At 65.5% G+C, this 24,869-nt stretch carries 25 protein-coding genes; 15 read left to right on the plus strand and 10 right to left on the minus strand.

Annotated features, from left to right (window positions below):
* Positions 1–30 precede the first annotated feature (30 nt).
* A complete protein-coding gene (locus tag ACNKW1_RS11885) occupies positions 31–1,698 on the minus strand; it encodes an ABC transporter permease (RefSeq protein ID WP_418364803.1) in 1,668 nt (555 codons plus the stop codon).
* Positions 1,699–1,863: 165 nt separating this feature from the next.
* Here ACNKW1_RS11885 and ACNKW1_RS11890 point away from each other — a divergent pair, with 165 nt between their 5' ends.
* The 5 genes from ACNKW1_RS11890 to ACNKW1_RS11910 all read left to right on the plus strand — a co-directional run bounded on the left by ACNKW1_RS11890 (position 1,864) and on the right by ACNKW1_RS11910 (position 6,713).
* Positions 1,864–2,961 carry an ABC transporter ATP-binding protein gene (locus tag ACNKW1_RS11890; RefSeq protein WP_418364804.1) on the plus strand — a complete coding sequence of 366 codons (1,098 nt, stop codon included), beginning with the start codon at positions 1,864–1,866 and terminating at the stop codon, positions 2,959–2,961.
* Positions 2,958–3,665 (plus strand): leucyl/phenylalanyl-tRNA--protein transferase, encoded by a 708-nt coding sequence (gene aat, locus ACNKW1_RS11895; RefSeq protein WP_418364805.1) that lies wholly within the window; start codon positions 2,958–2,960, stop codon positions 3,663–3,665. Before ACNKW1_RS11890 ends, aat begins: the two co-directional genes overlap by 4 nt.
* A 27-nt stretch (positions 3,666–3,692) precedes the next feature.
* A complete protein-coding gene (locus tag ACNKW1_RS11900; protein ID WP_418364806.1) occupies positions 3,693–4,418 on the plus strand; it encodes an arginyltransferase in 726 nt (241 codons plus the stop codon).
* A 108-nt stretch (positions 4,419–4,526) separates the two neighbouring features.
* Positions 4,527–5,546: a quinone-dependent dihydroorotate dehydrogenase gene (locus ACNKW1_RS11905; protein ID WP_418364807.1), complete on the plus strand. Its 1,020-nt coding sequence runs from the start codon at positions 4,527–4,529 to the stop codon at positions 5,544–5,546.
* Between the two features lie 78 nt (positions 5,547–5,624).
* Positions 5,625–6,713, plus strand: a complete 1,089-nt coding sequence (locus ACNKW1_RS11910; RefSeq protein ID WP_418364808.1) for a BMP family ABC transporter substrate-binding protein — start codon at positions 5,625–5,627, stop codon at positions 6,711–6,713.
* A gap of 62 nt (positions 6,714–6,775) precedes the next feature.
* On the opposite strand, the gene ACNKW1_RS11915 is transcribed toward ACNKW1_RS11910, so the two are convergent.
* Positions 6,776–7,576, minus strand: coding sequence for an N-acetylmuramoyl-L-alanine amidase family protein (locus tag ACNKW1_RS11915; RefSeq protein ID WP_418364809.1), 801 nt, complete (start codon positions 7,574–7,576; stop codon positions 6,776–6,778).
* Positions 7,577–7,744: 168 nt separating this feature from the next.
* Between ACNKW1_RS11915 and ACNKW1_RS11920 the strand changes: the two genes are divergently transcribed.
* The 10 genes from ACNKW1_RS11920 to ACNKW1_RS11965 all read left to right on the plus strand — a co-directional run bounded on the left by ACNKW1_RS11920 (position 7,745) and on the right by ACNKW1_RS11965 (position 16,782).
* Positions 7,745–8,170 (plus strand): c-type cytochrome, encoded by a 426-nt coding sequence (locus ACNKW1_RS11920; RefSeq protein WP_418364810.1) that lies wholly within the window; start codon positions 7,745–7,747, stop codon positions 8,168–8,170.
* Between the two features lie 31 nt (positions 8,171–8,201).
* On the plus strand, positions 8,202–9,581 hold the full coding sequence (locus ACNKW1_RS11925) for a cbb3-type cytochrome c oxidase subunit I (protein ID WP_418364811.1): 1,380 nt from the start codon (positions 8,202–8,204) through the stop codon (positions 9,579–9,581).
* 259 nt (positions 9,582–9,840) lie between these two features.
* On the plus strand, positions 9,841–10,935 hold the full coding sequence (locus tag ACNKW1_RS11930; RefSeq protein WP_418364812.1) for a type I glyceraldehyde-3-phosphate dehydrogenase: 1,095 nt from the start codon (positions 9,841–9,843) through the stop codon (positions 10,933–10,935).
* Between the two features lie 68 nt (positions 10,936–11,003).
* The gene (locus ACNKW1_RS11935) at positions 11,004–11,609 is read left to right on the plus strand and encodes a cytochrome c oxidase subunit 3 family protein (protein WP_418364813.1); all 606 of its coding nucleotides are present in this window, start codon (positions 11,004–11,006) and stop codon (positions 11,607–11,609) included.
* A 10-nt stretch (positions 11,610–11,619) separates the two neighbouring features.
* Positions 11,620–11,901, plus strand: a complete 282-nt coding sequence (locus ACNKW1_RS11940) for a cytochrome C oxidase subunit IV family protein (protein WP_418364814.1) — start codon at positions 11,620–11,622, stop codon at positions 11,899–11,901.
* Positions 11,898–12,698 (plus strand): CbbQ/NirQ/NorQ/GpvN family protein, encoded by an 801-nt coding sequence (locus tag ACNKW1_RS11945; protein ID WP_418364815.1) that lies wholly within the window; start codon positions 11,898–11,900, stop codon positions 12,696–12,698. The genes ACNKW1_RS11940 and ACNKW1_RS11945 overlap by 4 nt, the downstream gene beginning before the upstream one ends.
* A 24-nt stretch (positions 12,699–12,722) precedes the next feature.
* Positions 12,723–13,139, plus strand: coding sequence for a hypothetical protein (locus ACNKW1_RS11950; RefSeq protein ID WP_418364816.1), 417 nt, complete (start codon positions 12,723–12,725; stop codon positions 13,137–13,139).
* Between the two features lie 47 nt (positions 13,140–13,186).
* Positions 13,187–15,112: a nitric oxide reductase activation protein NorD gene (locus ACNKW1_RS11955; RefSeq protein WP_418364817.1), complete on the plus strand. Its 1,926-nt coding sequence runs from the start codon at positions 13,187–13,189 to the stop codon at positions 15,110–15,112.
* Between the two features lie 4 nt (positions 15,113–15,116).
* Positions 15,117–15,875 carry a Crp/Fnr family transcriptional regulator gene (locus ACNKW1_RS11960; RefSeq protein WP_418364818.1) on the plus strand — a complete coding sequence of 253 codons (759 nt, stop codon included), beginning with the start codon at positions 15,117–15,119 and terminating at the stop codon, positions 15,873–15,875.
* Positions 15,876–15,975: 100 nt separating this feature from the next.
* Positions 15,976–16,782, plus strand: a complete 807-nt coding sequence (locus tag ACNKW1_RS11965; protein WP_418364819.1) for an EAL domain-containing protein — start codon at positions 15,976–15,978, stop codon at positions 16,780–16,782.
* A gap of 9 nt (positions 16,783–16,791) precedes the next feature.
* Here the strand turns inward: ACNKW1_RS11965 and ACNKW1_RS11970 are convergent, their stop codons facing one another.
* From ACNKW1_RS11970 to ACNKW1_RS12005, 8 genes are all read right to left on the minus strand, one after another.
* Positions 16,792–17,979 carry an NnrS family protein gene (locus tag ACNKW1_RS11970; protein WP_418364820.1) on the minus strand — a complete coding sequence of 396 codons (1,188 nt, stop codon included), beginning with the start codon at positions 17,977–17,979 and terminating at the stop codon, positions 16,792–16,794.
* A gap of 95 nt (positions 17,980–18,074) precedes the next feature.
* Complete coding sequence (locus tag ACNKW1_RS11975) at positions 18,075–19,712, minus strand: cytochrome D1 domain-containing protein (RefSeq protein ID WP_418364821.1); 1,638 nt, start codon at positions 19,710–19,712, stop codon at positions 18,075–18,077.
* Positions 19,709–20,917, minus strand: a complete 1,209-nt coding sequence (nirJ, locus tag ACNKW1_RS11980; RefSeq protein ID WP_418364822.1) for a heme d1 biosynthesis radical SAM protein NirJ — start codon at positions 20,915–20,917, stop codon at positions 19,709–19,711. Before nirJ ends, ACNKW1_RS11975 begins: the two co-directional genes overlap by 4 nt.
* 96 nt (positions 20,918–21,013) lie before the next feature.
* Entirely contained in the window at positions 21,014–21,529 is a 516-nt protein-coding gene (locus ACNKW1_RS11985; protein WP_418364823.1) for an Lrp/AsnC family transcriptional regulator, read from the minus strand.
* 2 nt (positions 21,530–21,531) lie between these two features.
* A complete protein-coding gene (locus ACNKW1_RS11990) occupies positions 21,532–22,041 on the minus strand; it encodes an Lrp/AsnC family transcriptional regulator (RefSeq protein ID WP_418364824.1) in 510 nt (169 codons plus the stop codon).
* Positions 22,034–23,098 (minus strand): Lrp/AsnC family transcriptional regulator, encoded by a 1,065-nt coding sequence (locus ACNKW1_RS11995; RefSeq protein WP_418364825.1) that lies wholly within the window; start codon positions 23,096–23,098, stop codon positions 22,034–22,036. The genes ACNKW1_RS11990 and ACNKW1_RS11995 overlap by 8 nt, the downstream gene beginning before the upstream one ends.
* The gene (locus ACNKW1_RS12000) at positions 23,098–24,306 is read right to left on the minus strand and encodes a cytochrome D1 domain-containing protein (RefSeq protein ID WP_418364826.1); all 1,209 of its coding nucleotides are present in this window, start codon (positions 24,304–24,306) and stop codon (positions 23,098–23,100) included. The genes ACNKW1_RS11995 and ACNKW1_RS12000 overlap by 1 nt, the downstream gene beginning before the upstream one ends.
* Before the next feature lie 66 nt (positions 24,307–24,372).
* Positions 24,373–24,759 (minus strand): c-type cytochrome, encoded by a 387-nt coding sequence (locus tag ACNKW1_RS12005; protein WP_418364827.1) that lies wholly within the window; start codon positions 24,757–24,759, stop codon positions 24,373–24,375.
* Positions 24,760–24,869 lie beyond the last annotated feature (110 nt).

Consider the following 24,869-nt stretch of genomic DNA (forward strand, 5'->3'; position numbering starts at 1 on the left):
CCCCCCAACCGGGGGCGCCCACCTTGCATCTCAGCTGCGCCGCCGGCTCGTGCCAAGGATCTGGCGGGAGATCACGATCATCGGCAACAGGCCAACGGCGACGATGATCAGCGCGGCCGTCGAGGCCTCGCTCAGGCGCTCGTCCGCAGCGAGGGTGTGTGCCTGTGTCGCCAGCGTATCGAAGTTGAACGGACGGATCACCAGCGTTGCCGGCAACTCCTTCATCACGTCGACGAACACCAGCAGGCCGGCGGTCAGCAGGCTTCCGCGCAGCATGGGCATGTGCACGCGGCGCAAGGTCTCCCACTTGCCGGCACCGAGACTGCGCGAGGCGTCGTCCATGCTCGGCGTGATCTTGCCCAGGCTGGACTCCACGGTCTGCAGCCCCACCGAGAGGAAGCGCGCCAGGTAGGCGTACACCAGCGCCGCGATGCCTCCCGTGAACACCAGCCCGGGATTGACCCCGAACAGCGCCTCCCAACTGTGCGCCAACCAGTTGTCCAGCCGTGTGAGCGGGATCAGCACCCCGACCGCAATCACCGAACCAGGCACTGCATAGCCCAACCCAACCACCCGGTTCAGCGCGCGTGGCAGCTGCGAGCGCGCGAGACGCGCCGCATAGGCGAGCAGCACTGCAAGCAGCACCGCAATGAAAGCGGTGACCGCGGCCAGCACGAAGCTGTTGCGGGCCAATTGCACGAAACGGGCGCCGAACTGTGCGTCACCCTCGACCAGCGCCATCTCCAGCAGCAGACCGGCCGGCAACAGAAAGCCGAGCAGCAAGGGCATGAAGCAGGCGAGCGCAGCAAGCCGGCCTAGCCCCCCGCTGAGCTTGACCCGCACCGGCAGCGCCGCCTGGCGCGAAGTGTTGTTGAAACGCGCACGCCCGCGCGAAAGATGTTCGAGCGCGAGCACGAGCACCACGAAAGCGAGCAGCGCTGCAGAAAGCTGCGCGGCAGCGATGCGATCACCGAGCGAAAACCAGGCACGGTAAATCCCGGTCGTGAAGGTCTGCACGCCGAAGTAGGACACGGTCCCGAAATCGGCCAGCGTTTCCATCAGCGCCAGCGCCGTGCCCGCAACCACCGCCGGTCGCGCCAGCGGCAGCGAAACGCGGAAGAACGAGGACCACGGTCCAAGCCCCAGCGAGCGGGCGGCCTCGAGCATGCCCCCCGCACGCTCGAGAAAGGCCGCGCGGGCAAGCATGTAAACGTAGGGATAGAGCACGAACATGAACATCGCCACCGCGCCACCGACGCTGCGCACATCCGGAAACCAGTAATCGCCGTGCCGCCAGCCGAAGGCTTCCCGCAGCCCGCTCTGCACCGGACCGACGAACTGGAGGAAGTCGGTATATACGTAGGCCATCACGTAGGCAGGCATGGCCAGTGGCAGCACCAGCGCCCACTCGAAGAAGCGCCGCCCGGGAAAATCAAGCATCGTGGTCAACCAGGCCGCCGTTACCCCGATCGAGGCCACACCCAGGCCCACGCCGACACACAGCACGACGGTGTTGAAGACGAACTCGCCCAGCACGGTATCGGCCAGATGCGCCCAGGTGTCGCTGGTCTGCCCCACGAACACGTTGGAGAACACCGACAGCACCGGCGCCGCGATCAGTGCAGCAACCAGCACCGCGGACAGCGTGAGTGTCGACCCCTGCAGGCGCCTTGCGCCCCATACTCCCGAAGAATTCATTCCGTTCCCGTCTGATCGGGGCCTGGCCGCACATCGGCCGGCTCCGCTGCTGTCGGCGAATTATAATTGATCGCATTTGGAAACCTGCGGTGCAATAATCGACGCCTCGCCCCCTCAGCCCTGCAGCCCCTGCCGTCGCACCCGTTCCTCCCCTGGATCCGGCCCATGTCCCACCTCGAACTAGACCGCATCGATCTTGCCTTCGGCGACAATGTGGTCGTGCGCCAACTCTCGCTGCACCTCGCCAAGGGGCGCATCGGCTGCCTGCTGGGCCCCTCCGGCTGCGGCAAGACCACGGTGCTGCGCTGCATCGCGGGGTTCGAACGGCTCGCTTCCGGCCACATCCGGCTCGACGGAGAGATCGTCAGCACGCCGGCCCACAGCGTGCCCCCCGAGCGGCGGCGCATCGGCATGGTTTTTCAGGACTACGCGCTCTTCCCGCATCTTTCGGTAGCCGACAACATCGCCTTCGGCCTGCGGGGAGAGACACCGACCGAGCGGCGCCGGCGCGTGGAGGAACTGCTCGCACTCGTCGGGCTCGGCAGCCAGGGGGGCAAGTTCCCCCACGAGATGTCCGGCGGCCAGCAGCAACGGATCGCGCTCGCGCGCGCGCTCGCGCCGCGTCCCAGCCTGCTGCTGCTCGATGAGCCCTTCTCCAATCTCGACGTCGAATTGCGCGAAAGGCTCTCCTACGAGGTGCGAGACATCATCAAGTCCACAGACACCACGGCAATCCTCGTCACCCACGACCAGCACGAGGCCTTTGCGGTCGCGGACGAGATCGGTCTGATGCACGAAGGGCGCATCCAGCAGTGGGATACCCCCTACAACCTGTATCACCGCCCGGCGAACCGGTTCGTAGCCGATTTCATCGGCCAGGGCGCCTTTGTGCGCGGCAGGGTGCTCGACGACCAGCGCGTACAAGTCGAGCTCGGCGTGCTCAACAGCAGCACACCGCTGGTATGCGGGGAGAACTGCGCTGCCTGCGCGCACGGCAGCGAGGTCGACGTGCTGCTGCGTCCCGACGACATCGTGCACGATGACACCAGTCCGCTCGTGGCCGAGGTCGCCCACAAGGCGTTCCGCGGCGCGGACATCCTCTACACCCTGCGCCTTGGAAGCGGGGCACGGGTGTTGTCACTGGTGCCCAGCCATCACAACCACGCAGTCGGCGAGCACATCGGGATCCGGCTGGATGTGGACCATGTGGTCACTTTCCCCGATGGCGACACAGACCGCAGCTTCTCCACCCCGAAACCATGATTTCCTGGCTGGGCGATGCGCCGGAGTTTCCGCCCGACACGGCGGCGCTGGCCGAGCCCAATGGCCTGATCGCCGCGGGCGGCGCGCTCACGCCGCCCTGGCTCCTGGCCGCCTATCGGCGCGGCATCTTCCCGTGGTTCAGCGCCGGAGAGCCCATCCTTTGGTGGACGCCCGATCCGCGCCTGGTGCTCGACCCCGGGCACGTCCACATCAGCCACTCGCTACGCAAGACGCTGCGCCGCCGGCGTTTTGAAGTGCGTGCCGACACCGACTTCGCCGAGGTCGTGCGCGCCTGTGCCGCGCCGCGCGAGCCCGGCCTCGGAACCTGGATCACCCCCTCCATGCAGGCCGCTTACCGTCACATGCATGAACTCGGCTATGCCCACAGCGTCGAATGCTGGCAGGATGAACGGCTGGTCGGCGGCCTGTACGGCATCGCGCTGGGGCGGATGTTCTTCGGCGAGTCCATGTTCTCGCTCGAAACCGATGCATCCAAAGTCGCGCTTGCCCACCTCGCACGGCTGCTCGCAGCGCGCGGCTATGGCATGATCGACTGCCAGATGACCACACGCCACCTGCTGTCGATGGGCGCACGGGAGATACCGCGCGCACGGTTCATCATGGCACTGCAGCAGCTCGTGGCCGCAGGTGATGCGCCGGCCAAATGGGCTGCGGACGCCATGGACGACTTCGACTGGCCCTGAACCCAACCCTGTCTGGCGAACGAGGCAATGCAACAGGACTACCCCTATGCGCTGATCCAGTTTTATGCAACAGCGCCCTATGCCTGCTCCTACCTCCCCGAGCGCAGCGCACGCTCGCAGGTCGCCACACCCGGACACCTGATCGACACCCCCATCTACAGCGAGCTTGTGCGTCGCGGCTTTCGCCGCAGCGGCGTGTTCACCTACCGGCCCCACTGTGACAGCTGCAAGGCCTGCGTGCCCGTGCGCATCCCGGTGCAGGACTTCCGCCCCGACCGCAGCCAGCGCCGCGCGTGGAAGTTGCATGGCGGCCTGACAAGCACGGAGCGCCCACTCGCCTTGCACGAAGAACACTTCCAGCTTTACCAGCGCTACCAGGCGGCACGACATGCGGGCGGCGGGATGGATCTGGACAACCGCGAGCAGTTCAGCCATTTCCTGCTGCAAAGCCATGTCGACACGCGCCTGATCGAGTTTCGCGAATACGGCATGCTGCGGATGGTGAGCGTGATCGACTGCCTCAGCGACGGGCTGTCCAGCGTATATACCTTCTACGAACCGAGGCTGCCGCGCAGCGCGCTGGGCACCTACGGCATCCTGTGGCAGATCGAAGCCGCCCGCCGCCTCGGACTGCCCCACGTCTATCTGGGCTACTGGATCGAGGAGAGCAAGAAGATGGCCTACAAGTCGCGCTTTCGGCCGCTCGAGGCTCTGCAGGACGGGATCTGGCAGCCGCTGCGGACACAACCGTGAGCGGTCGGACCTTTCCGCGGACTACGCAGCGCCCCCCTCACCCCTTCAATTCCCCGCCTCCTCAACCGCCCCCTGCACCGCCACGGGGCGAACCGATACAATCCTGCAATGCTTTACGAACTCGCCCGCCCGCTGCTGTTTTCGCTCGACCCCGAAAGCGCACACAATTTCACCCTGCAGAGTCTGCATCTGGCCGGCAAGCTGCTGCCCGCCGGTCAGCCTCAGGCCGCCGATCCGGTCGAGGTCATGGGCCTGCAGTTCCCCAACCGGATCGGTCTCGCCGCAGGACTCGACAAGAACGGTGAAGCGCTCGACGGCTTGGCCCGGCTGGGCTTCGGCTTCATCGAGATCGGCACCATCACGCCGCGACCACAGCCCGGCAACCCGCGCCCACGCATGTTCCGCCTGCCCGAGGTGCGGGGCATCATCAACCGCATGGGGTTCAACAACCACGGCGTCGATGCGCTGATCGCCCATGTGCGTGCGGCAAAATTCCGCGGCATCCTCGGCATCAATATCGGCAAGAACTTCGACACCCCGATCGAACACGCCGCAGACGACTACCTCGCCTGCCTCGAAAAGGTCTATGCATTAGCGAGTTATGTCACGGTCAACATCTCTTCGCCCAACACGAAGAACCTGCGCCAGCTGCAGGGCGAGTCCGAGCTCGACGACCTGCTCGGCCGGCTCAAGGCCGCGCAGACCCGCCTCGCCGACACCCACGGTCGCTACGTACCCATGACGCTGAAGATCTCGCCCGATCTCGAGGACGCACAGCTCACCAACATCGCCGACGCGTTGCGCCGCCACCGCATCGACGCCGTCATCGCCACCAACACGACGGTCGCGCGCGACCAGGTGCAGGGCATCCGCCATGGAAACGAACAGGGCGGCCTGTCGGGCGCACCGGTGTTCGAGGCCTCGACCACGGTGGTGCGCAAACTTGCACAGGCGCTCGGAGACGAATTGCCGATCATCGCAGCAGGCGGGGTGCTCGAAGGCGCGCAGGCACGCGCCAAGCTCGATGCCGGGGCAAAGCTGGTCCAGCTCTACAGCGGCCTGATCTACCGCGGCCCCGAACTCGTGCCCGAATGCGTGCGCGCCACCGCGCATTACCCGCAACGCTGAACACGGCCCGGCGCTTCGCCACGGCTGAATTCCATCCGACCCACACCCGCCTTCACGACTGCCTCAGGAGACTCGTCCATGACCCATCGCCGCCAGTTCATGCTGTGTGCTGCCGCATTCGCTGTCGCCGCCACCCTTCCGCTGAGCGCGGCCGCCGAGGCACCCGCCAAGGTTGGCTTCGTCTATGTCAGCCCGATCGGCGATGCCGGCTGGACGTTCCAGCACGACCTCGGCCGCAAGGCGCTCGAAGCCGCGTTTGGCGACCGCATCGAGACGCGTTATGTCGAGAGCGTGGCCGAAGGTGCAGACGCCGAACGCGTGATCCGGGAGTTTGCCGCCAGCGGCAGCAAGATCGTGTTCGCCACCAGCTTCGGCTACATGAACTACGTCGAGCGCGTCGCCCGCCAATTCCCGAACGTCACTTTCCTGCACGCCACCGGCTACAAGTCGGCGAAGAACTTCGCCCCCTACAACGCGCGCTTCTATGAAGGGCGTTACCTCAACGGCGTGATCGCCGGCAAGATGACCAAGTCCAACGTGCTCGGCTACGTCGGCGCCTTCCCCATCCCGGAGGTACTGCAGGGCATCAACGCCTTCACCATGGGCGCGCGCAGCGTGAACCCGAACGTGGAAGTGCGCGTGATCTGGGCCAACAGCTGGTATGACCCGGGCAAGGAACGCGAGGCTGCGATGACGCTGATCTCGCAAGGCGCCGACATGCTCACTCACCATACCGACTCGACCGCCACCGTGCAGGCCGCCGAAGAAAAGGGCGTGCACGCCTTCGCCTACCATTCGGACATGTCCAAGTACGGACCGAAGGCCCAGCTCACCGCCACCACCCACCACTGGGGCGAGTTCTACAAGCGCACCGTCGACGCAGTCCTCGCCGGCACCTGGAAGCCCGAGGGCGTGTGGGGCGGCATGAAGGACGGCATGATCAAGCTCACGCCGCTCAATCCGGCGATCCCCGAGGACGTGCAGACGATGGTGCGTGATCTCGAGGCGAAGATCACCGCAGGCAGCTTCCACCCCTTCACCGGGCCGGTGGTGGACCAGGCCGGCACCGAGCGCCTCGCGACGGGGGCGGTCATGGACGATGCCGCGCTGGGCAAGATGGACTACTTCGTGCAGGGCGTGTCGTCGCGCCTGCCGAACGCGAAGTAAGCGGCCTCGCGGCACCCGCGCGGCGCCCCGCGAAGCGCCTCCGCCGGGTGCCGTGCGCGCCTTCACGACTGAACCCGATCGGCCGCGGTCTCGTCATCAGCGGGTTCGCCCATGCGCAGGCAGGCAGCGATCGCGGTCGCGATGCCGTCCGCCATGCGTGCCTGCCGTTCGGGGTCGCGCAGCAACACTTCCTCACCCCGGTTCTTGATCACGCCTGCCTCGAACAGCACGGCCGGCATCCGCGCATGGCGCAGCACGGCCAGCCCATCGTAGTAGTGCACCGCATGGGGATGATCTGCATAGGCACGCCGGAGGCCGTTCTTGTGCGTGGGCTCGAAGCCCATGCGCTGCAGCCGCGCGCCAATGGTGCGCGCGCACAGGACGCTGCGCGCCGTATCCGGGTTGTCGCGCGACACGAACAAGGAATGTCCGGCGAACTTATCGTTGTAATCCAGCAAGTGGCCGCCCCAGCGCCAGGGCCGCAGTTCATGCGCGCCCACCGAATCGTGATGGATCGACAGGAGGAAGGCTGCCCCTGCAGCAGCCTGGGGGCGCGCCTTCAAGCTGCCGATCCGCCCGTCCGCATTGATCAAGCGCACCGCAAAGCCACGCGATTCAAGTGCGGCGACGATATGCAGGGCGAGCGTGCGATTGAACTCGAACTCGCTGCGGCCGCGTGCGCTGATCGCCCCAGGTGCCTCAAGGGTATGCCCCACGTCGACCGCGACCCACTGACCAGCAGCCACGGGCTCCGTACGCGCCGGAACCGCCCCGCCCGCCAGCAGCACCGCGCATGCAAGATGCAAGCACCACACGCAACGACGATGCGCCCTCGCCCGGTCAGATGTGCCTCCATTCCTCATCAGCGCCTCCTTGCCGCTACATCTTGATTCATATCATGGAGCGGGTGGGGGGCCCCCACCCACAATGCCCCCACCATCGGCTTAGCCGTGGACAGTTGTAACCCCTGAACCACCCGGGCAAACCGACACCTTTTCGGAAAAAACGAGACAAGCGATGAGGAGTACTCCATGAGCGGTATCTTCACAAAATCAATGGCGCGGAACATCTTTTACGGGGGAACGGTATTCTTCTTCCTTCTGTTCCTGGCGCTCACCTTCGATACGGAGCGAGAGCTTCCGAATCGTGACAACCGGCAGGCAATCACCCCCGAGGTCGCAGCCGGCAAGCACATCTGGGAAGTCAACAACTGTCTCGGCTGCCACACGTTGCTCGGCGAAGGCGCCTACTTCGCGCCCGAGCTCGGCAACGTCTACAAGCGCCGTGGCGGTGACTTCATCAAGGCCTGGATGCAGGCCATGCCCACTGGAGCCCCCGGCCGTCGCCAGATGCCGAACTTCAATCTGACCGAAGAACAGCTCGACCAGCTCGTGGCCTTCCTGAAGTACACGTCCGAGATCAACACCGCCAACTGGCCGCCCAACATCGAGGGCTGATCGGAACACTGGAGACCAAAAGGGGATATCCATGCAATACAAATCACAAGCGGTCGCCATGCCCTACTTCATCGCGGCGATCGGGCTTTTCGTGGGGCAAATTATCTTCGGTCTGATCATGGGCCTGCAATACGTGGTGGGCGATTTCCTGTTCCCGGAAATCCCCTTCAACGTGGCGCGCATGGTGCATACCAACCTGCTGATCGTGTGGCTGCTGTTCGGCTTCATGGGGGCGGCCTACTACCTCGTGCCTGAAGAGGCGGAGACCGAACTGTTCAGCCCGAAGCTGGCGCTGGCATTGTTCTGGGTCTTCCTCGTCGCCGGGGCGCTGACCATCCTCGGCTACCTGCTCGTGCCCTACAGCACGCTGGCGTCGATGACGGGCAACGACATCCTCGCGACCATGGGCCGGGAGTTCCTCGAACAGCCTTTGCTGACCAAGATCGGCATCGTGGTCGTGGCACTGGCCTTCCTGTTCAACATCACCATGACCGTGCTGAAGGGCCGCAAGACCGTCATCAGCATCGTCCTGCTGTTGGGCCTGTGGGGTCTGGCGATCTTCTTCCTGTTCTCCTTCTACAACCCGGTCAACCTCGTCCGCGACAAGTTCTACTGGTGGTGGGTGGTTCACCTCTGGGTGGAAGGCGTCTGGGAACTGATCATGGCCGCGCTGCTCGCCTTCGTCCTCATCAAGGTGACCGGTGTTGACCGCGAGGTCATCGAGAAGTGGCTGTACGTGATCATCACCCTGGCGCTCGTGACCGGCATCATCGGTACCGGCCACCACTACTTCTGGATCGGTACGCCGGAATACTGGCAGTGGTGGGGTTCGATCTTCTCCGCGCTGGAGCCGATCCCGTTCTTCGCCATGACCGTGTTCGCCTTCAACATGGTGAACCGTCGTCGTCGCGAGCATCCGAACAAGGCGGCCGTGCTGTGGGCACTGGGCACCGGCGTGATGGCGTTCCTGGGCGCCGGCGTGTGGGGCTTCCTGCACACCCTGGCTCCGGTGAACTACTTCACGCACGGCTCGCAGATCACCGCGGCGCACGGCCACATGGCCTTCTATGGCGCCTACGTGATGGTGGTGCTGACGATCATCAGCTACGCCATGCCGATCATGCGCGGCCGCGCTGCCAACAGCGAGAAGGCTCAGGTCGTCGAGATGTGGTCGTTCTGGCTGATGACGATCGCCATGGTCTTCATCACGCTGTTCCTGACCGCTGCCGGCATCCTGCAGGTCTGGCTGCAGCGCGTGTCGGACACTCCGATGTCCTTCATGGCCACCCAGGATCAGCTGACGCTGTTCTACTGGATGCGTGAATGGGCGGGCGTGATGTTCTTCATTGGTCTGATCGTCTATCTCGCCAGCTTCTTCATCAAGGGCGAAGCGAAGGCAGTCAAGGCCTGATTTACGAGGTTCTTCGGTAGCAACTCCTGGGCGATCCAGGGGAAGGGGTTGGGGCGGCGATAGCCGCCCCTTTTTTTTGCTCGTCACGCCGCCCGAGTCAGCCGTGGCCGCGGCCCGGGTGCGCAATTCCGGGCGCCGTAGCTGCCCGCACCGCTAGAATGGCGGCTGCCCTGCGTTTGTTGACCACCCCGTGGTTCCATCGCCTGTGCGCAGATCAGCCCACCGCCGCCACCCATCCCCGCCTGCCCTCGAGTTCGACGTGACCGCTCCCGATCTCACCGCCAAACCTGCCTCCCCGGACAGCCGCTTCCGCGTCGCCATCAACGGCTATGGCCGCATCGGCCGGTGCTACCTCCGAGCCTTGCACGAAGCGGGACTCGCCGAGCGCTTCCGCATCGTCGCCATCAACGAGCCGGCCGACCTGGCCAGCATCACTTACCTCACCCGCTTCGACTCGACGCACGGCCGTTTCCCCGAACCGGTCGGCAGCAAGGAATCGAGCCTGCTCATCTCCGGCCACGAGATCACGGTCACGCACGCCTCGACGCCCGAAGGGGTGGACTGGGGCGCGCTCGGCATCGACCTGCTGGTGGAGTGCTCGGGACAGTACGGCGGCCGCGAGGCCTTGCAGCGCTTCCTGCACGCCGGGTGTCCACGACTGCTGCTCTCGCACCCCGGCAACAGCGGCGAGGACGTTGATGCAACCGTGGTGTTCGGGGTCAATGAAGGGCATCTGAACGGCGACGAGCAGCTGGTTTCGAATGCCTCGTGCACCACCAACGCAATCGTGCCGGTGCTCGACCTGCTGCACCGCGAGATCGGCCTCGAGCAGGTACTGCTCACCACCCTGCATTCGGCGATGAACGATCAACCGCTGATCGACGGCTACCATCACACCGACCTGCGCCGTACGCGCTCGGCGATGCAGTCGATCATCCCGGTGTCGACCGGCCTCGCCCGCGGCGTGGAACGGCTCCTGCCGGAGCTTTCCGGGCGGGTCGTCGCCAAGGCCATCCGGGTCCCCACGCACAATGTCTCGGCCATCGACGTGGTGCTCACCCTCGCACGGGACCTGCATCCCGGCGAGATCAACGCCTTGCTGCATGAGGCGGCCGCTGGCTGCTACCGCGGCCTCATCGCGTACTCGGACGATCCCCATGCGTCGATCGACTTCAACCACGATCCGCACTCGGCGATCCTCGACGCCAGCCAGACGCGCAGCGTCGGGCCGCGCATGATCAACCTGATGGTCTGGTTCGACAACGAGTGGGGCTTTGCCAGCCGCATGGTCGACGTCACGCGGCACTGGCTGGAAAAGAAAGCCCGGCTACAAGCGAGATTGGATCTCAATTAACCCCGATCAAGTTATTCGGGGGCAGGGTTTCCTAGACTCACGGGAAACCAACACGAGCCGCTCCCCAAATGACCACAAACACTGCCATCGCCCCGGATTCGGCCCCTGCGCAGGACAATGCCCCGCGCCTGGCGGGGGACCTGGCGATCTGGTTCTTCATCCTCGCCGAGTTGCTCGCCTTCGGCGTCTTCTTCGCCGCCTACGCCTTCACCCGCGCCAACAACATCGAACTGTTCAACACCGAGCAGCTCGAGCTCAACCGCCACGCCGGCGCGATCAACACCATCCTGTTGCTCACGGCGAGCTACTTCGTCGTGCGCGCGGTGCAGGCCGCCGAGCGCGAGGCATCGCGCGAGTGCGCCAACTGGCTGCTCGGCGCCATCCTCACCGGCTTCGGCTTCATCCTCGTCAAGCTCACCGAGTATGCGGCGGCGTTCGAGCACAACATCAGTCTCTCGAGCAGCCCGTTCCACATGTTCTATCTGTCGCTGACCTTCTTCCACTTCATGCATGTGATCCTCGGCCTGGTGATCCTGATCGCGATGTGGAACGGCGCACGCCAGGGGCGCTATCGTCCCGGCGAGATGAACGGCCTCGAAACCGGCGCCGCGTACTGGCACATGGTCGACCTGGTCTGGCTGGTGCTGTTCCCCCTCGTCTACGTCATTCACTGAGGAGAACGACATGAGCAAGAGCATGCACGGCACCCCTCGTACCTCCACCCTGCTCTGGGCCACGCTGATCCTCGCCACCATCGCCACCTGGGCCATGGGCGCACTGGGCGAGACGGGCACCTGGGGCGTTGCCCTCCTCGCCGTCATATCGTTCTGGAAAGGCGCAGTGATCATTCTCGATTTCATGGCGCTACGCCACGCACCGCTGCTGTGGCGCGCGGTCACCATGGGCTGGATGGTCCTCGTCTGGGCCGTCATCGCCATCGCCTACATCAAGGGACTCGCACAATGAAGCCGGACACCCCGAACCTCGACACCCCGTTCTACGAAGCCTCCGGCGACGAGATCAGCATCTTCGAGCACGCATGGAAGAACCGGCTGCCGCTGCTCATCAAGGGACCGACCGGTTGCGGCAAGACACGCTTTGTCGCATACATGGCCGCCCGCCTCGGCCTGCCGCTCTATACCGTGGCCTGCCATGACGATCTGACCGCCGCCGACCTCGTCGGCCGCCACCTGATCGGCGACGGCAAGACCATGTGGTGCGACGGGCCGCTGACGCGCGCCGTGCGCGAAGGCGGCATCTGCTACCTCGACGAAGTCGTCGAGGCGCGCAAGGACACCACTGTGGTGCTGCACCCGCTCGCGGACGACCGCCGCCTCCTGCCGATCGACCGCACCGGCGAGTTGCTCCAGGCACCACCGGGTTTCATGCTGGTGGTGTCGTACAACCCCGGCTACCAGAACCTGCTCAAGGGCATGAAGCCCTCAACTCGGCAGCGCTTCGTCAGCCTGCGCTTCGACTTTCCACGCCCCGCGCAGGAGGAAGCCATCCTGATCGGTGAGACCGGCTGCGCGCCCGACCTGGCCAAACGCCTGGTTGCGATCGCGGGCTCCCTGCGTTCGTTGAAGGATCGCGACCTGGAAGAGGCTGCGAGCACACGCCTGCTGGTCTACGCTGCGCTGCTCACCAAGGACGGCATGGATCCGATCGCTGCCTGCCGCGTCGGCATCGTCGAGAGCCTCACCGACGACCCCGAGATCGCGGAAGGCCTCATGGAGGTGGTTTCCGCCACCTTCGGCCGCTGACGGCCACCACGAACGGACACTGCCATGAGCCCCCAGCGCCCAGACCCCTTGCGGCATGTCATGCCGGGCCCCAAGCTGGCCGTCGCGGCCGAGGCCCTGTTCCTGATCAACCTGATGTTGCTGCCGGGGATCGCATTTATCGCGCTGATGGTGCTGTGGTCGCGCCATCACAACGACCCCGATCCGCTGGTACGCAATCACCTGCGCCAGACCGGATGGACCTGCATCTGGGGTGGCCTTTTACTGGTGACGATCAGCGTGGCGATCTTCCTGCTCGGCGGTTTCGACAACCCCTGGACATGGGTGATCGGTGTGCTTTACTTCACCTTCGTGCACTCAACATTGATCCTGCTGGGTGTCATGGGCCTGTCACGTGCAATCAACGGTCGCACCTGGCGCTACCCCGTTTTCGGTCCGCGCGAAGCGCCCGAACAGTCTTGAGCCATGGGCTTGCGGCGGAAAAGCCGTCGCATGAGGAGCACTGACAGATGGAAGAACACGTAGGCCTGCTCTGGCACCGACTGATCACCCGTGCGGCCGGCGGGCACTTTCCCAAGGCAGCGGTCAAGCTCAAGGAAATGGAGAAAGTGGCCGGGGTGTTCTTCCGTGCGCTGGGTGGCGACCCCGGCCTGCGCGTGGCCGCAGCCACGTCCGATACGCACGGCGCCCGCCGCAGCCTGCTGCAGCGCATCGCCGGCGCCGACGAGCGCATTCCGCGCGGTCGCATGGACATCAGCACCCTGCGCCTGCCCCCGGAACTGGACGCGCTTCCCGAACGCAGCCTCAATCGTGATCTCTATCTCTGGCTGGCGGCCCTGGCGGCCGCCCACGGCGGTGGGAACACCATCACCGATGCCGCAGCGGACGCCGCGCTTGCGCCCCTGCCCACGGGCGATTTTGACGAAGCCGCCACGCGTGAACTGCGCGAGAACCAGCGTGCGACGCTGCGCGCACTGCGCCGCTGGCCGGGCATCGAGACACGCTACCGCCGTCTGGTGGAGGCCGTGATCGCGCAACGCCCCCAGGTCGCCAAGTTGCCCGCCCCCGAAGCCGAACGCGAGAACCTGCTACGCCAGGCGCTGCACGCGCCCGGCAGCATCGCCGCACTCCCCAAGCTGCCCGCCAAGGCCCGGGAAACCCAGCCGGTGTTGCTGTGGCTGAGTGACTACCGCGGAGCGGGCGCCGGGGGACTCACCGGCAGCGCGAACGGCCCGGAAGGCGGCGAGGCCGGCAACAGCAAGCCGGGCCGCGATGCCAGCGAGCAGGCACACCGCGTCGAACGCCAGGACAACGCGCCCGAAAAGCATGGCATGATCATCCCCTTCCGCGTCGAGAGCCTGCTTTCGGTCGCGGAGTTCATCAAGGTCAAGCGCAGCACCGACGACGACCCCGACGACAATGCGGCCGAAGCCGCGGCGAACCTCGATCAGCTATCGATCACCCGCGACGGCGAGCGCGTGGCCTCGAAGATCCGCTTCGACCTCGACCTGCCGTCCGCGGCGGAAGACGACGTGGTGCTGGGCGACGGAATTCCGCTCCCGGAGTGGGACTACCGCAAGGACCTGCTGCGGGAGGATCACGTGCGCCTGACCGAGTTCACCGCCTCGGTGCACGACCCACGCGCCGCGCCCTGCAAGCTCCCCGACCATCTTCGTCGCACCGCACGCCGACTGCACCGTCAGTTTGCTGCGCTCACCCCCGCACGCCGCTGGCTCAAGGCTCAGGCCGACGGCAGCGAACTCGACGTCGACGCGCTCGTGCGCGCAACCACCGACCGCGCCACGGGCCATCACCCGTCCGACCAGCTCTATCTGTCGCTCGAGAAGCGCGAGCGCGACCTCGCCTGCCTTGCGCTCGCTGACCTCTCGCTATCCACCGACACCTGGATCTCTTCGCATGCCCGCGTGATCGATGTCATCCGCGACTCGCTGCTGCTGTTCGGTGAAGCGCTGCTCGCCACCGGCGACCGCTTCGCGCTGTGCGGCTTCTCCTCGGTCAAACGCAGCAACGTGCGCTTTCATCGCCTGAAGGATTTCGATCAACGCTTCGACGACCAGGCACGCGGCCGCATCATGGCGATCAAGCCCGGCTACTACACCCGTCTTGGCGCAGCGATCCGCCACGCCACCAACGTGCTCGAGAAACAGAGCGCGGCGCGGCGCATCCTCCTGATCCTGTCCGACGGCAAGCCCAACGACCTTGATCTCTACGACGGTCGTTACGGCATCGAGGACACCCGCGTGGCCGTCGTCGAGGCCCGCAATCGCGGCATCGTGCCCTTCTGCGTCACCATCGACCGCGAAGGCGCGAGCTACCTGCCCCACCTTTTCGGCCCCGCAGGCTTCGCGGTCATCCGCCAGCCGGACGAACTGCCCGCGCGCCTCCCCATGTTCTATGCCCAGCTCACACGCTAAAGCCATGCCCAGATGTGACGACCTGTGCCGCGACGGGCTGCAGCCAGCGCAGTACGGCACGCCGCCTGCGGACGAACTGGACCGCCTGTGCCGCCTGCTTTCGCAGGCCTCGCTGTTCAACGGGCTGTCCTGCAGCGACATCGCACGCTTTGCCCGTGGCGTGCGCGAGGTAAAAGCGCCCAAGGGCGAGATCCTCTTTCACCGCGGCGACCCCTGCAACGGCTTCCACCTGATTCTCAGCGGCCAGATCAAGCTGGCCTTCACCTCGGCCGATGGCAACGAGAAGGTGGTGGACATCCTTTATGCGGGGCGCAGCTTCGGCGAGGCGGTGATGTTTACCGACAAGCCCTACGTGGTGATGGCACAGGCCCTGACCGACTCCACCCTCCTCCACATCGGCAAGCAGGTGTTCTTCGACGAGATGGCGGTCGACCCAAGCTTCTGCCGCAAGATCATCGCCGGCCTGGCGCAGCGCCTTCATCACCTGATGGCCGACGTCGAGAGTTACTCGCTGCGCTCCGGCCGCGAGCGGGTGATCGGCTACCTGCTGCGCGAGGAAGAACGCGACGGCGATCACGTCGCCGAGGGCCAGGTTTCCATCCGGCTTCCCACCAGCAAGGGCACAATCGCCTCACGGCTGAACCTAACGCAGGAACACTTCTCGCGCATCCTCAACGAGTTGTCCAACGCGAGGCTCATCCAGGTCGAGGGCCGCACCATCCACATTCCGGACATCGGCCGCCTGCGCAAGAGCCTGAACTGAAGCCGCACGGGCGAGGCGCAAGCGTGACCTACGCCCTTGATCCTCGAAGCCCCGCGCCATAAGGTGCGAGGCGCGACCACATCACACCACGGCTGAACACATGACCGGCACGGAACACCCCCTGCACCCCCTTCAAGCCACTGTCGATACACCAGGCTGCAGCCGTTGCCGCGATCTGCCGCCCCTGGCCTTCGACTTCAGCATGGCCTTTCAGCCCATTGTCGACTTGGGCAAGGGCGAAACATGGGGCTGGGAGGCACTCGTGCGCGGCCCCGGTGGCCAGGGTGCAGCGACTGTACTCTCTCAGGTGACCGACGAGAACCGATACCCGTTCGATCAGCAATGCCGGATTCGTGCCATCGAGCTCGCACAGAAGCTGGGCCTGTCGACGCGACTGAGCATCAACTTCCTGCCGAACGCGGTGTACGAGCCCAAGGCCTGCATACGCGCCACCATCGAGGCAGCAAACCGCGTGGGTTTTCCCCTCAACCGGCTGCAGTTCGAGATCACTGAAGTCGAAGAGGTGCGCAACGATGGGCATCTACGCCGCATCGTGGAGGAATATCGTGCGATCGGCTTTGCGACTGCAATCGACGACTTCGGTGCAGGGTATGCCGGTCTCAACCTGCTCACGCACTTCCAGCCCGACACGCTGAAGCTCGACATGAACCTGATTCGCAACATCGACCAGGACCCTCGCCGTCAACTGATCGTGCGCCATCTGGTCAACCTGGCCGAAGAGTTTCCCTGCAGCCTGATCTGCGAGGGCGTGGAAACCCTCGGCGAGGCGCGTTGCCTCGCTGACATGGGCATATTGCTTCAACAGGGATACCTGTTCGCACGACCGGGCTTCGAGTCCCTTCCGGTTCCCGACCCCGGTGTGCTGTCCAGCCTGTTGCGTACCTGATGCGGCGGCTCAGCCCTCCTTGCCGTCTGCCCGCGCCCGCATGAGAAAGGGCGTATAGCGCCACAGATAAAGCAGGAAGCCGAGCGACCACAGGGTGGCGGCTGCATGCACGCCACCGATCTGTGCTGCCGGGATGAAGCCCACCGTCAGCACCCGCACCAGCGCCGCAAGGAGCACGAGCGCATACGCTGCCGTTTCGATCCGGCCCGCGATCAGCATGCGGCCCGTGTGCCCGAGCGCGGTGCGGGTGATCATGCCGATGATGAGACCGCCGGTCGCACCGATTGCCAGCGCGTGAATCCCTGCCGAGCGCGGCAGCACACCGAACTGCGTGAGACCAACCAGCGCGAGACCGAGCGGAATCCACAGATACGCCAGGTGCAGCACCCACAGGATCGGCGTACCACGGGTTGCCCACGGGTTCCAGCCTCCCAGCCGGATCGCCTGCAGCACGGCTGCCAGCAGGGAAACCACGCCCGCCCATGCACCGGCGTCAAACGCCCACAGCAGGAGGGCGATGCCCGTGGCGATCGCCGCAGCCCAATCGAGTTGCTTGTTCCGCCACTGACGGACGCCGCGCAGGCCATTGAAGGTGAACATCGGGATCACCCGTCCGCCCACGATGGTTTCGAGCACCACCACCAGACCGAGGGCAAAATGCATCGCCATCAGCGGATCCGCCTCGATCACGCCGAGCACCGCCAGATGGAAGAACAGGTTGGCCAGCGACAGCGCCGCGGGCACGGCCCCAACGAAGTAGTTGCGCGTGCTCTTGCCCTTGATCAGCACGCGCAACAACATGCCTGCCGCGACCGGCAGGAAGGCGAGATCGACGACCGCTACCCAGGCGCCGGAGCCAAAGGCCATGGCGAGCCGGCCAGCCAGCCAGACCGCAGCCAGCGCCGCGAGTGGCTTGCCCACGGGCGTCTTCAGTCCGGTCCAGTTCCCCGCCGCGGTGTACAGGAAGCCGATAATGACCGCCGCGGCAAAGCCGAAGATCATCTCGTGCGCATGCCACCAGATGCCGGGCATGGGCAGATCGATGCCCCCCGCGTAACCCACCGCCCACACCGGCACGGCGATGGCTGCGAACAGGGCAGCGAGCAGATAGAAGGGCCGGAAACCGAGCGCCCAGAGCGAGAAGGTTTCGGGGGGGATGCGTTTGCTTGTCGGTTCGTCGAGGCGAATCAGCGCCATGTCTAGATCTCTGTCTTGCTTGAGGAAGTGCCGGGGAGGATAAACCACCGCCGGGTCCACCCTTGTATAGGGACCCCGGCGGCGGAGCGTTGCGTTCAGTGGCTGGTGCCCTCTTCGCGCGTGATCTTGTTCCAAACGTTGTACTTGCCCACGGGCTTGCGCATCGGCAGACGCTTGCGCTCTTCGAGGGTCTGCGCGTCGAGCACGATCACCGCACCTTCGTCCTCCCAGAGACTGGCGAGCGCGTAGCGCCCGTCGCGGGTGAACTCGACGTGCGCCAGTGTCTTGCCCGGCTCGCCGGTGATCTCCTTGACCACCTCGAGTGTTTGCTTGTCGATGATCTGCAGGATGTGCTTGGCCTCGGGGCTCATCATCGAGTCCACGAAGGCGTAGCGGCTGTTGCCGTGGCTGCGCAGGAAGAAGCCCGGGCCACGCGTCTGGATGCGATTGACCACCTCCCAGGTCTTCATGTCGATCACCGTGACCTCGCCAGCCTTGAGGTTGGTACTCGCCATCACGGTGCGCGGCTTCGCATCCGGCCCGGCGGCGGGGTCGGTCCATTCCCAGGTGATGCCCGAGCCCAGGTGCGGCATGCCATCCAGCGGCAGGTTGGCGATCTTCTTGCGCACATCGAGGTTTACCACCTGGCCCACACCCTCGCGCGAGGCGCCCATCAGCTCGGAGTAATCCTGGGTGAAGAAGAAATCGTCCAGCACCTCGGCAAGCACCGTGCGGCGCGGGTTCAGGTAACCGGGGATGAAGCTGCCCTCGCGCTGCTTGTAATCATGGATGAAACCGGTGGGAATATCCTCCACCGCCTTCGTGTAGCTGATCTCCCAGACCTCGGGCACGTCCTTCAGCGCGGCAATGAAGGATTGGCGCGGTGTCGCATCGTAGACGGCCGACACGCGCGAGGTCTGCCTGCCATCCTGGTCCTTGGCCTCGAGGGTCTTGATCAGGTTCAGGTCGCCGTCGAGCAGCACCAGGGTGTGCGGCAGGTAGTTTGCAACCGCCACGTGCGTACCATCGGGCGATACGGCCACGTTGCGCGTGTTGATGCCGGCGCGCACCTCAGCCACCACCTTGAGGTTCCACATGTCGAACTTGGTGATCCAGCCGTCGCGCGAAGCGAAGAAGACGTAGCGCCCCTCGGCGGCAAACTTGGGCCCGCCATGCAGCGCGAAACGGGACTGGAAGCGATGGATCGGCTCGAGCTTGTCGCCGTCGAGCACGCTGACGTGATGATCGCCCGCCTCCACCACCAGGAAGAGGTTGAGCGGATCGGCGTCAAACACCGGCTTGTCGGAGAGCGTGGCCGGGTCGACATGCACGATGCGCGAGGCGCGGACATCCTCGTCGGTCCAGCGCGGCGCGGGTTCGACCGGCGTGTAGATCCACTCGGTGATGGCGGCGATCTCGCCGGCGCTGAGCACCTCGCCGAAGGCAGGCATCTGCGTGGCGGTGCGCCCCTTCGTGATGATCTTCACCGCCTCGGCCTTGCGCAGGCGCGCAAGGTTGTCGGGCAGCAGGGCCGGACCCATGGCGCCAAGGCGGTTGGGTGCATGGCACTCCGCGCAATGCTGGGCATAGAGCGCAATCACGTTCTGCAGGGGAATCGCCGCAGCCTGTCCTGGTGTTGCCGCCGGGCCCGCGGCTGGCGAGGCAAGCGTACCAGTCGATAGCGCAGCCGCAAGGGCTGCGAGCACGGTGGTCAGCGCGGTGCGGATTATCATGCCGACACCTTGTTGATGCGTTTCCAGGGCGTGGTGACCACACGCTCGGCGCCATAGTCCGCTGCGCTCACGCCAATTTCTTCGTCATACAGATAGCAGGCGGGATCCTCCGCCCACGGATTGCCGGTGACCTGTTCGGCACGCACCCGAGAGCTGCCGTTGCAGATGTCGAGATACCTGCACGCCCCGCAGCGCCCTTCGAGCTTGCGCGGATGCTGCTTGAGCCCGGCGAGCAGCGGATTGGAGAGGTCATTCCAGATGTCGCCGAAGGCCCGCTCGCGCACGTTGCCCAGCGGCACATGCCACCACATGGTGTCAGGGTGCACAATGCCGAGGTTGTCGATGTTCGAGACATTCACCCCGCTCGCGTTACCGCCCCACTGGCGCAGCCTGGCCTCGATGTGTGCGGCCTTGTCCGGGAAGCGCTGCTGCACCCAATGCAGCAGGAAGGGGCCGTCAGCGTCGTTGTTGCCCGTGACGAAGTCCTTCTCGATACCACGCTGGTGCAGATCGAGACAGGTCTCGAAGAGCAGTTCCATGGCCTCGCGTGTGGTCCGGTGCTGGGCGTCGCCGGCACGGTTCTTGTTACCGCGGCCAGCGTAGTTCAGGTGCGAGAAGTAGAACTTGTCGATGCCCTCGTCCTCGACCAGCTTCAGCAGCGCGGGCAGGTCGTGCGCATTGCCCTCGGTCATGGTGTAGCGCACGCCGACCTTGATGCCCCGATCGCGGCACAGGCGGATGCCATGCATCGAGGCCTCGAAGGCACCCTGCTTGCGGCGGAAGTGGTCGTGCGTGGCGCCGATGCCATCCAGGCTCACGCCCACGTAGTCGAAGCCGATCCCATCGATCGCATCGATGTTGGCGTCGTCGATCAGCGTGCCATTGGACGACAGGCCCACGTAGAAGCCCATGCCCTTGGCGCGGCGGGCGATGTCGAAGATGTCGGAGCGCAGCAGGGGCTCGCCGCCGGACAGGATCAGCACCGGCACGCGCGCGGCCTTCAGGTCGTCCATGACCTTGAAAACTTCCTGCGTGTTCAACTCGCCGGGGAAATCCTTGTCGGCCGAGATCGAGTAGCAGTGCTCGCAGGTAAGGTTGCAGCGCCGGATCAGGTTCCAGATCACCACCGGCCCGGGTGGATTGCGGCGGGGGCCGGCCGGCGTGGGATGATCGAGCTCGCGGATGAATTGGGAGATACGGAACATGAGGCCCTCCTGAATGGCGCCCATTTCACCCGAGTACCCCCATGCTGTAAATGACCCGTGTCAAGGGCCCCGAAGCGGGCAAGACGTGGCGCGCCCTCAGCCGCCGATGCGCAGCCCCGTCTTTTTGAGGATCCCAGCGGAGAACAGCACGTCGTGCTGGCGACAAGCCGCGGGGAATTCATGTTCGATCAGGGCGGCGATCTCCTGCACCCGCTCGAGCGCCGCCTCGCGACTGCCTGCATGGACCATGGCGAAAAGGTTGTAGGGCCAGTCGGGCAGATGGCGCGGCCGACGGTAGCAATGCGTGACAAAGGAAAGCCCCCCGACCCGCTCGCCCACGGCATCGATCGCCGCGTCATCGATCTCCCATACGCTCATCCCGTTTGCCGTGTAGCCGATGGCGTAATGGTTGGGCACGGCACCGATTCGGCGAATGCGCCCGTCCTCTAGCATCGCGGCCATGCGCGCACGCACCAGCGGCTCCCCCACGCCGAGCGTTTCAGCAACCGCCGCATAGGGCCGCGGCACCAGCGGCAGGCCGCCCTGAGTGGCCAGCACGATGCGTCGGTCGAGTTCGGCAAACTCGGCCAGTGCGGCAGCAGATCCGGTCATGCTCATGCCTCCAGCCTCATCTCGACAAAGTACTCGCGCTCCTTCGGAAACCGATGCACCAGCAGCCCGGTGGCCGCCTCGATACGGCGGGCGCAATCGACAATGCCTTCCGGCGTTTCAGTGGCAAGCACGAACCACATGTTGAGCGCATGCTCGCGGCGATAGTTGTGTGCAACTTCAGGAAAGGCATTGACCGCCTCGACCGTGCGCTCCCAAAGCGCCTCGGGCACGGCGATCGCTGCGAGGCAAAAGGCGCCGCCCATGCGCTCGATCTGGAACATCGGGCCGAAGCGGGTGAGTACGCGATCTTCGAGCAAGCTGCGCAGCCGCACGATGACCTCCTCTTCCCCAAGCCCCAGTGTGCGGGCGACCTCGGCGAAAGGGGTCTCCGAGAGCGGGAACTCACCCTGCAACGCATTGATGATGCGGCGGTCGGTGTCGTCCGGCTCGCGGCGGGCCGCCACCCCGCGGCGCCCTGCCGGAGTATGCGAGTTGGTGGAAGGATCAGGCATCGATCAGGTCCTTCGCGCCCAGATAGCGGGCGCCGGTTTGCTTGAAGCGGCGGCAGCTGAACAGCACGGCATGTGGAAAACGGTCCAGTCCCAGTCGGCCGGCGAGCTCGTCACGGGCGGCAAGCACCTCGTCCCGCTCGCTGCCATGGATCATGCAGAACAGGTTGTAAGGCCACTGCGGGGCCACCCGCGTCCTGCGGTAGCACAGGGTGACGGCAGGTTCACGCGCGAGCTGGCGCCCGAGCGCCGAAACCTCGCCGTCGGGGATGTCCCACACGCACATCGCGTTGGCGCCCAGTCCGAGTTCGTGGTGGCGGACGACCACGCCGAATCGCCGGATCAGGCCCGTCTCCACCCAGCGCGCAACCGTCGCGATGACCTCGGCCTGATCCAGTCCAGCCTCCAGGCCCAGACGCGCAAAGGGTTCGGTTTCGAGCGCAAGCCCGCCTTGCAGCGCAGCGACCAGCCGCCGCTCGTCCGCGCTCAGGCACGCAGCATCGCCCTGGTCCGGCAAGGCGATCGGCTCGCCGCGCCGCACCGCGCTGGCTCGGCGGAGCGGCGCGTGCGCGCTACGCTGGCCGTTCTCCCGCAGGTCGAAGCCCAGATCGATGTGGAACTCCTCCTCCAGCGGGAGCACGATCACTGCACAGCCGGTATCGCGCTCGATACCGGCAACCACCTCGCGCAGCTGGACCTCAGAGGCCGCGGTCACGACGAACCAGAGGTTAAACACGTGCTCGCGCTGATAATTGTGGTTGATCGCCGGCTCGCGGCTGACCCGCGCCGCGACGGCTTCGAGTCGATCGGGCGGCGCAGCCAGTGCTGCCAGGGCGCTCGCCCCCAGGCGCCGCGGCGCAAACACCGCACCAACCCGGCTCACCAGCCCCTGGCTTTTCAGCCGCGTGTAGGCGCCGACAACCTCGTCCTCACTGCAGCCCACTGCCTGTGCGATGCGCGCAAAAGGCCGCGCCTCCAGCGGGAAGTCGCGCTGCCATTCGTTGAGGAGGCGGAAGTCGATCGCGTCGACGGCATCCGGGATGGCGACCTGGCGCGGCATCAGAACCCGGTGCGCGCTGCGCGCGTAGTGAAGAAGATGCCACTGGGGCTGGCCGAGTCGAAGCTGCCAATCTGTTCCTTCGTAGCGGTGTCGTAAATCACGACCTTGTTGTCGTCGCGCGCCGACATCCACACCTCATGTCCCTTGGACAGGAACTCCATGTGCAGGATGCCGCGCCCGGGCTGGAGGGTGTCCGTCACCTTGCCGCTCACGGTATCGATGACCTGCACCCAGCCGTTGTCCGGGAAGGCAAAGTTGACCCAGATCTCGCGACCGTCGGGGCGCGCCATGGCAAACACCGGCTGGCTCTTCACCGGGATGCGACCGACCTCCTGCCAGGTGCCGGTATCGACCACGAGCACCTCATGACGACCAATGGCGGGCAGGTATGCACGTCCGCCGGCGATCGACCAGCCGCGCAGGTGGGGCATCTTGAACACCGGCAGCGGTTGCTCGCCGCGGCCGTAGCCGGAGAGGATCTTGCGGCTGCCCTTGTCCAGGTTCCACAGGTCGAGCATAGCCAAGCCATCCTCGCCGAACAGGCCTGCGATGTAGTGGCGACCGTTAGGGCTGACGAGTGCATCATACGGCTGCTTGCCACCTTCGAAGCGCTGCGTGACCGGGTTCCTCGGATCGCTGAAATCGGTGATGCGGATCTCACCCGCCTCGAACAACGAATAGATGAAGCGCTTGCCCGAAAGGTCGGCCAAGCCGACGACCTTGGAGCGCGAGCCATCTTCGATGCTTGCCGGCACGTCGGCGAGCAATTCCAGCGTGTTCGCGTCGAAGGCCTTGATGCCGCCCGGCTCGTAGTTCTGCACCACCACCATCGAGCCGTCGTGCGAGATCGATCCGCCGATCGCATTGCCCGCCTGCACCACCCGCCCGACGATCTTCGCCTCGAGCAGATCCACCTTGGTGAGCCCGCCGTCACGACCGAAGACGAAGGCGTAGCGGCCATCGCGGGAGAAGACTACCGAGGCATGCGACAGGTCGCCCAGCCCGCCCACCGTGGCGAGCACGCTCCGCCCCGTGGTCTCGATTACCTTGAGATTGCCGTCCGCGCGCTCGATGACGACGCCGAGGTCGCCGGTCCCACGCAGCGCGGCGGGCGGCGTTGTGGAACAGGCTGAGAGCAGCATGACCATTCCGGACAGCACCAAGCCCCAAACGACAGGGGGCGCGAGACGGACTTTCTTGACTGACATGGAATCTCCGGTTTGCAGGCCAGGGGAACACCCCCGGCAAGGAAAAGCTCGATGGGGCGGATGCGCTCAGCGGGCATCGGCGGCGGGCGGTAGCCCCTTGTCGGGCGGGAAGCCGCGCATCAGCTGATCCACGATCCACTCTGCCTCCGCCTCGCTGAGGATGGTGTGGAAAGGCGGCATCGGTGTGCCCGGGCGGCCGCCCACGATGGTGGCGACCAATCCCTCGGCAGGCTTGTCAGCGAGCGCCTCAGGGGTCAGGGCTGGACCCAGCCCGCCCTTGAATGTGAGCCCATGGCAGGAGCCGCAGTCCTGACGCACGATGTGCACGAGCTCGCGGGCGCGCTCGGGCGCGGGTGCGGGCGGCTGCAGCGCGTCCGCAGCGGAAGCCAGCGCGGAAACGAGCGCAGCCCCGATGAGGACGGCTACATGAGCGGCAAGGGGCGGAAGTTTCATGCGTTTTCCAGCATTGTGCGATTGAATCGGAGCCTAGGATGGCGCCTGGAAGCCGGTGAAACCTTGACTCGAATCAACCCTCTTGCCTGCGTGGTTGAAAGCCCGCGCGA

Origin of the sequence: Thauera sp. WH-2 (assembly GCF_048321015.1) — a bacterium.
Taxonomy (GTDB): Bacteria; Pseudomonadota; Gammaproteobacteria; order Burkholderiales; family Rhodocyclaceae; genus Thauera.